The sequence below is a fragment of the Acidovorax sp. GW821-FHT10E03 genome (assembly GCF_059415205.1).
In genome coordinates this window covers 128,289-135,451 of record NZ_JBWKMU010000018.1, presented here as the reverse complement: position 1 = coordinate 135,451, position 7,163 = coordinate 128,289, and the positions used below count along the sequence as shown (strand labels likewise).

The 7,163-nt window shown below is 64.0% G+C and carries 3 protein-coding genes and 2 pseudogenes; 1 reads left to right on the top strand and 4 read right to left on the bottom strand.

The annotated features are described in order from the left end of the window. Window positions 1-105: 105 nt before the first annotated feature. From AC07OD_RS26905 to AC07OD_RS26890, 4 genes and pseudogenes are all read right to left on the bottom strand, one after another. Complete coding sequence (locus tag AC07OD_RS26905) at window positions 106-594, bottom strand: ASCH domain-containing protein (RefSeq protein ID WP_369643947.1); 489 nt, start codon at window positions 592-594, stop codon at window positions 106-108. A 340-nt stretch (window positions 595-934) separates the two neighbouring features. Then, a pseudogene (locus tag AC07OD_RS26900) lies at window positions 935-1,148 on the bottom strand (transposase domain-containing protein); the annotation flags it as partial. 270 nt (window positions 1,149-1,418) lie between these two features. After that, window positions 1,419-1,550 (bottom strand): hypothetical protein, encoded by a 132-nt coding sequence (locus tag AC07OD_RS26895; RefSeq protein WP_494598440.1) that lies wholly within the window; start codon window positions 1,548-1,550, stop codon window positions 1,419-1,421. Window positions 1,551-1,572: 22 nt separating this feature from the next. Beyond that, window positions 1,573-1,817 (bottom strand): annotated as a pseudogene (locus AC07OD_RS26890) (IS3 family transposase); the annotation flags it as partial. A gap of 539 nt (window positions 1,818-2,356) precedes the next feature. On the opposite strand from AC07OD_RS26890, the gene AC07OD_RS26885 reads away from it, so the two are divergent. After that, window positions 2,357-7,132: a beta strand repeat-containing protein gene (locus AC07OD_RS26885; protein ID WP_494598439.1), complete on the top strand. Its 4,776-nt coding sequence runs from the start codon at window positions 2,357-2,359 to the stop codon at window positions 7,130-7,132. The last annotated feature ends 31 nt before the right edge of the window (window positions 7,133-7,163 follow it).

The window sequence follows — 7,163 nt, the reverse complement described above, 5'->3', positions numbered from 1 at the left end:
CTTTGCTTACTCATGGCACCTCCTATTGGGCCTCAGGTTTGAGGCTCAGAGGTGTCTAGAAAACCCGGGGCGATTCAAGCGGACGCTCAACGCTTAGCGCTTAAGCTAACCGGCACTTTGCGCTGGCAGCGGATAAACCACCTTGAACTGCTCACAGGCCAAGGGAATAGAGTCAGAAAAGACGCGCATGGAAGAAGCGCATTCCCGCGTGAAGTAAGCTCTGTGCGCGTCCCGCCAATACGTGAGAGAACCATCACCTTCTCCCTCAATGGACGCGAACTCAGATGTAACTCGATCAAAGGGAACTATATCGACTTGAATGGTTTCGATGATGCATAACGGCTTTCCGCTGGAGTCAGTGACAACACTGAGATCGCCTTTCTTCGGAATTGGCTTCCCGGCATCTTCATACGACCAGACGGAGCCGGCGGTCGCCCGCTTTATGCGACTTAGAACCAACTGTCCGAGTTCGTCTGCCATTGCAGGAGAGTCGCCGAAGGAGAAAGCCTCATAGAAGCGACTTTCCTCGACATCACGAACGATGTCCAAGTACTCGCGCCACATGGATTGGACATTTGCGGGGATCACCATCATGCTGAAAGTGTGCGGCCTAACGTAACTTAGACCGCAAAACCTGGGGAATAAACTGGATTGTTCGGGATACTCTGGACAATTTTTCCTCCTGAAAGCGGCTTGCAGCCTGGGTTTGCAAGCGCAGGGCTGCTCAAACATTCAGGTGTAGAAATTCCCGCAAACCCCGCAGGCTTCATCTGGCCCAACTATAGCCTGCGAATTTGCTAAGGCAGGTCTCTCGACAGTCGCTTTTGGGCCGCAAGCAACTGGGGTACGAATCAATGACCGCTTAGGGGAATGGGGGCCAGCGTCGGCTTCGGGCCCGTTGCCGCTTGCTTTCACAACGGTGGCGAGCGGTCATTCAATCGACGATCCGGCGCCACCGGTGCGGTAAGGGCTCATCGACGCGGCTGGCCGGCTGCCTAGGCAGACGCTCCAGGACATCGTGCAGGTATGCCTACGGACCGTGTCCGTTGAGTCGCGCGGAGTGAACTAGGTGTCATGATGAACGCGGCACGCAGTCCTACTCGAAGTGAGCCGGCGAATAGCCAGTTCGAACATCCTGGCGCAATCGGGCCATACGATTCTCTAATCAGCGCGGGGTGACGCGCCCATAGGCCCGGCGTGCGACATCGGTGCGTTCGAGGCACCGCTGCCCGTGGTGGCGCCACCTGGCGGCGGCGCACAGCCTGCCGCCATCCCCACGCTGTACTGGACATGTCTGGCCTTGCTCTCCACGCTGCTGGCAGGCTGGGGTGCAGCATGCCGCCGCAGGGCTGGTTAACTATTGTTTTGATGGCTGCCAGCGATTGATGGAGATCCTGATTTTTATTGAGGACTTGACCTCAGGCCGGCACGAACTCCGGCCGGTCATTGTTTATGAGGCTGAGTGGAGCGGTCACCTTGCCCTCGGCTCGCTTCTTGCCGGCCGCCCACGCGTTGAGCCGCGCATGGGCCACGGTGCTGTCCTTGGCCAAGCTGGCTGCCAGACAGGGCCTACTCGCGCGCATCAAGAACGAAGTGTGTGTGCATTGGACATGCTTACCCGCCAGCTCACGGTGCGCTTGGCAAATACGCCGATGACGAAGGCTGCGTACAGCCAGCCTTGCCAAGTCGAGACGTACATGAAGTCGCTGACTCACCAATGGTCGGCCGCTCGACCCGGAACTGCCGGTTGACCCGGTCTAGAGGGCATGGGCTTTGGTATCGCCAGTGGTGGTGCGTACGACCTTTCCATGCATCACTGTGCTCGACGCCCTTTGTGAGATTTCAATCAGCCTTGCATTCCAAATGAGGCCGAATTTACGGCTATTTTGTCATTGCATTTTTTTTGACAACGTCTAAAACAGGTGGTTACGATTGGGTTTTTCCTAGGGGCCTGCTGCGAGGTGTTGAGCATTTGGCCCCGAATATTCAAATGCTATGACGTGCAAATTGCGGCGCCTAGTGCAAATAGCGCTGCTGGAGCTTCAGTCGGCTTCAGCGCGGGATCGGCCGGCTCGCACATGCTGCTCATGTCGCGGCATGTGAGCCAAAAAATTACTACACGATTATCGGAGGGGCAATGCTCATGGCTAAACAGTGGAACTCACTTCGGTTCATGAAGTTGACCAGCCGCAGCCACGCGTGCCGGGATGAGGAAAGCACTAGCTCTCGCTGGAGCAGGCAGATGATTGCCGCATTGGCCTGCCTGCTCCTCTCCTGGGCTATGCCAACGATGGCGGCTACGACCACGCTGACTCTTCTTCTTGACACCGACAACAATCCAGGGACCGGCTGCACTGTGACCAGGACCGCAGGTAGCTTCGTCGGGGCCGAACGTGTGTTGATCACCGTCGTGGAAGCGGACGATACGGGATACCACACGCAGTCCATCAGTGTGCAGGCATGCGCAGGCGGTAGCCTGGGACCCGCTCAGGTGGTGGATAACACGCCCACGCCGATCGCGCCTGGCATGGGGGCGGCAGGCACGGCGGCGGTGGAGACCTACATTCGGTCCGAGCAACTGCCCCCGGGCGTCGGGCCGCAGATGCGGGTGGGCCTGTTTGCGGCGGGCTCGGGCGGCGTCATGGGTGAAGACGCCTTGCTAGGACCCATCTTGCTTGCTCCCCCACCACCCGGAGCTACGAGCATTCCCACAATGAGCATGCCCGCGCTGCTGGCTACGGCCCTGCTGCTGGCAGCCGCGCTATGGCTAGCGCGGCGCCAGGGCTGGGCGGGGCTGCACCGCCTGGGAGTCGCGTTGCTGGCGGTGGCGATTTCAGGCCAACTGCTGGCCGCCATCGTGCGAGACGGGCTGGTAGCCGACTGGACGGGCGTGCCTGCACTCGCCAGTGATGCGGCCGGTGACGTGGTGGGAGGGACTGGTACCGACATCAGAGCGCTCTACGCGACTTCCGAGCCCGGCTTGCTGTTCCTGCGTGTGGACGTGGCCCTGAACGCACCGCCCGTCGCCCAAGCGCAGTCCGCCACCGCCGTGGCGGGTGTGGGCAAGGTGCTCTCGCTCAGCGGCAGCGACTATGAAAACGCCACACTCACCTACGCTGTGATCACGCCTCCGGCCCATGGGGTGCTCTCCGGCTCGCCGCCCAACGTCACCTACACGGCCAACGCCGGCTACGGTGGCGCAGACAGCTTCACGTTCAAGGCCAACGACGGCACGCTGGATTCGGCCCCCGCTACCGTGTCGCTCACGGTGCAGCTCGCACCCGCCATCACCAGCGCCAATGCCACGACGTTCCTCACCGGCCAGGCCGGCACCTTCACCGTAACAGCCACGGCCGCGCCCGGCGCCACCATCACCATCGACGGCGGCGCCTGTGTGCCCGCATTGCCCGCCAGTATTAGCTTCGCTGGCACCAGCGGCAGCAACACCGCCACCTTCAGCGGCACTCCGGCGGGGGGGGACAGCGGCAGCTACGTGTGTCCGCTGCGCGCCAGCAACAGCGCGGGCGACACCACGCAGAGCTTCACGCTGACCCTGGGCGGGTCGCCGGTGTTCACCAGCGCCAACACCACCGCATTCGCCGCGGGTACCCCGGGCAGTTTCACCGTACAGACCACGGCGACGCCGGCCACGACGGGTATCGCCCAGACGGGCACGCTGCCCACGGGCGTTAGCTTTGTCTACAACGGCCCCGGCACGCCACTCACTGCCACGCTAGCGGGGACGCCAGTGCCGGGCACGGGTGGGGCGTACCCGCTCACCCTCACGGCGGCCAACGGCATCACTCCCAATACGGTGCAGAACTTCACCCTCACCGTGAATGAGGCACCCGCCGTCACCAGCGCCAACGCCATGGCCTGCACCCTGGGCGCTGCCTGCTCGTTCACCGTGGCCACCAGCGGCTACCCGCACCCGGTCATCGCCCGCGGCGGCGTTGCGCTGCCAGGCGGCATGTCTTTCGTGGACAACAGCAACGGTACCGGCACGCTTAGCGGCACGCCCCCGCTGGGCAGCGGCGCGGCGGGGACGCATGCGTTGACATTCACCGCCACCAACCTGGCGGGCTCGTCCCCCACGCAGAACTTCACGCTGACCGTGAACCCAGCCAGCCAGACCGTGGCTTTCACCAGCACCGCCCCGGCGGATGCCAAGGTGGGCGGCGCCACCTATATCGTGGCCGCCACCGCATCCTCGGGCCTCGCGCCCGTCACTTTCAGCAGCGGCTCCCCGGCGGTATGTACCGTGGCGACCAACGTGGTGAGCTTTGTCGGGGCGGGCACCTGCACCGTGCGGGCCGACCAGGGGGGCAATGCGGACTACGCCGCCGCTGCGCAGGTGCAGCAGTCGTTCAGCGTGACCAAGAGCGACCAGACGATCAGCTTCACGTCCACCGCACCCGCCAGCGGGACCGTGGGCGGTACCTACGCGGCGGCGGCCACGGCCACGTCGAGCCTGCCGGTCACGATCACCGGCTCGGGGGCCTGCAGCGGAACGGGCACGGTGACGTTCAACACGGCGGGCACCTGCACCGTCAGCGCCAACCAGGCGGGCAACGCCAACTACAACGCCGCCCCGCAGGTGCAGCAGGCGTTCACCGTGTTCGCTCCGCAGGCCATAACCTTTACCTCCACCGCGCCCACGGCGGCGGTCTACGGGGGCAGCTACAACGCCACGGCCACGGCCACCTCGGGCATGGCGGTGGCACTCACCGTCGATGCCGCCAGCGCCTCGGTGTGTTCCATTGCGGGCAACACAGTCAGTTTCGGCGGCACGGGCACGTGCACCATCAACGCCAACCAGCCTGGAGGCGGCGGCTGGTTGCCCGCGCCCCAGGTGCAGCAGAGCTTTGCGGTCGGCCCCAACCTGGTGAACGACAGCTACGCCGTGGTGGGCAATACGCAACTGGTGGCGGAGGCGCATTCCGCGCCGGGCACGCCCTACACCTCGGCAGCGGCGGGTGTGCTGAGCAATGATGCGTCGAATGTGGCGATCACCGTGGCTGCTGGCAGCGGGGGCACGACCCAAGGTGGATCGGTCACCATCGATGCGGCGGGCCGATTCACCTACACGCCGCCCGTGGGCTTCACCGGCGCGGATGCGTTCACCTACACCGGCGCGTCCGGCGGCGTGTCGCGCACGGCCACCATCACCTTCAACGTGGGCAACATGGTGTGGTACGTCAACAGCGCGGCGCCGGGCGGCGGCAATGGCCGTTCCCACGCGCCGCTCAACAGCCTGCCCAGCAGCCTGGGCCAGCCGGGCCACACCGTCTACGTGCACAGCGGCGCAGGCACGACGACTGGGGCGTTCAACCTTCAGGCCAATCAGAAACTGGTGGGCGCGGGGGCCGCGCTGGCGGTGGGCGGCCTGTCCATCCCGGCGGGCAGCCGGCCCACGCTGGCGGGCACCTTGTCGGGCGTGCCCGGCGCCGCGGGAATCACGGTGAGCGGGGTCAACTTCAACACCGGCGGCAACCATGCCGTCGTGTTCACCAACGTCAGCGCCGACTTTGTGGGCGGCGGCATGGCTATCACCACTACCAGCGGCGCGGGCTTCTCGGCCAACAGCGGCGGCACGGTCACGGTGCAGGGCCCCGGCAATACTATCTCCACCGGGACGGGGCCTGTGCTCTACGTCAACGCCACCACCATCGGCCCGGCAGGGCTTACCTTCGAGTCCCTGAACAGCACGGGCGGCACGCTTGGCGGCATTACGCTGAGGGATACCGGCAATTTCAACGGCCTGCGCGTGACCGGCGTCGGCACCGTGGCGGGCAGCGGCGGCACCATTGCCAACAAGACCCAGCGCGGCGGCTGGTTTCAGAACACCCGCGACCTGACGCTGAACTACATGGCGTTCAACAACAATGGTACCAACCAGGAAACGGCCGCCATCTGCGGCGATGCACTGAACGGCACCAACACCAACTGCGGCGCGGGCATTCACCTGGAGGGCGTGACCAACGTGTCGCTCATCGGCACCACCGTCACGGGTGGCCAGCAGATCGGCATCAACGGCAACAACGTGAACGGGCTGGCCATGACCGGCGTGACGGTGGACAGCGTGGGCAACGAGAACCTGGAGGACGGCGTGCAATTCGTCAACCTGACGGGCACGGTGACCATCACCAACTCCACGTTCAAGAACAGCTACCACCGCCAGTTCGAGGTGCAGAACAGCGCGGGCACGCTGAACCTGACCGCGAACGGCAATACCTTTGAGGGCCTGGGTCCCCAGGTATCGACTTCCGCACAGGGCGTCCTGTTCGTGGGCCAGGGCACGGCGGTCGTGAACGGCAGCTTCACCGGCTCGCTGTTCCGCAACAATTTCGCGACGGCCTTCACCGGCCAGGGCATTGGCAACGCCCAGGTGGCCATTGACCTGGGTGCTTTGGGTGCGGGCAATGGCAACACCTTCACCAACAACTCCGGGGCCGTGCAGATGCTGACCGACAACGCGGCCACCATGGACGCCAGCGTCGTCAACAACACCATCACGGTGAACGGCACGGTCACGAGCGGCTTCACGCCCACCACCTTCCGCAAGGGCGCGAACGCCACGGGCCTGTACAAGGGGGTGTACAGCAACAACACCGTCGGCAATGGAACGGTCGGATCGGGTACGAATGCGGCTGGTACCAATGGCCTGTCCATCACCAACGATGGCACCAGCGGCGGCATGCAGATGACCGTGACAAACAACATGTTCCAGAACATCGTCCAACGCGGCATGGAGGTGTTGGTGCAGCGAAGCGACCAGGTGGGGGTGGTGGCCACGAACAATACTTTTGGCACGCCTGATGGCGGAGGCTTGGGAACCCGCGTTGGCCATGCGATCTTCATGCAATCGGCCACGAATGCCTTCGCCAGTACCTTGTGTGCAGAGATCACCGGCAACAACATCAGCAGCCAGTGGTGGGACGACATCACTTCCGGAAGCATCCGGCTGCGCATGTTTCCGCCGGGCGGCGCGGGAGATCAATTCCGCGTGCGTTTCCTGGCAGGGACAACTCCCGTCGATGTCGTCAATTACCTGAATGGGGCCAACACCAACGCCCTGACGTCCGCCACGACGCCAACCAGCTTCACCACGGGCGCAGCCGCCTGCTTTTAGGGTTTCAAGAAAAATTAACCTCCAGCGCTTT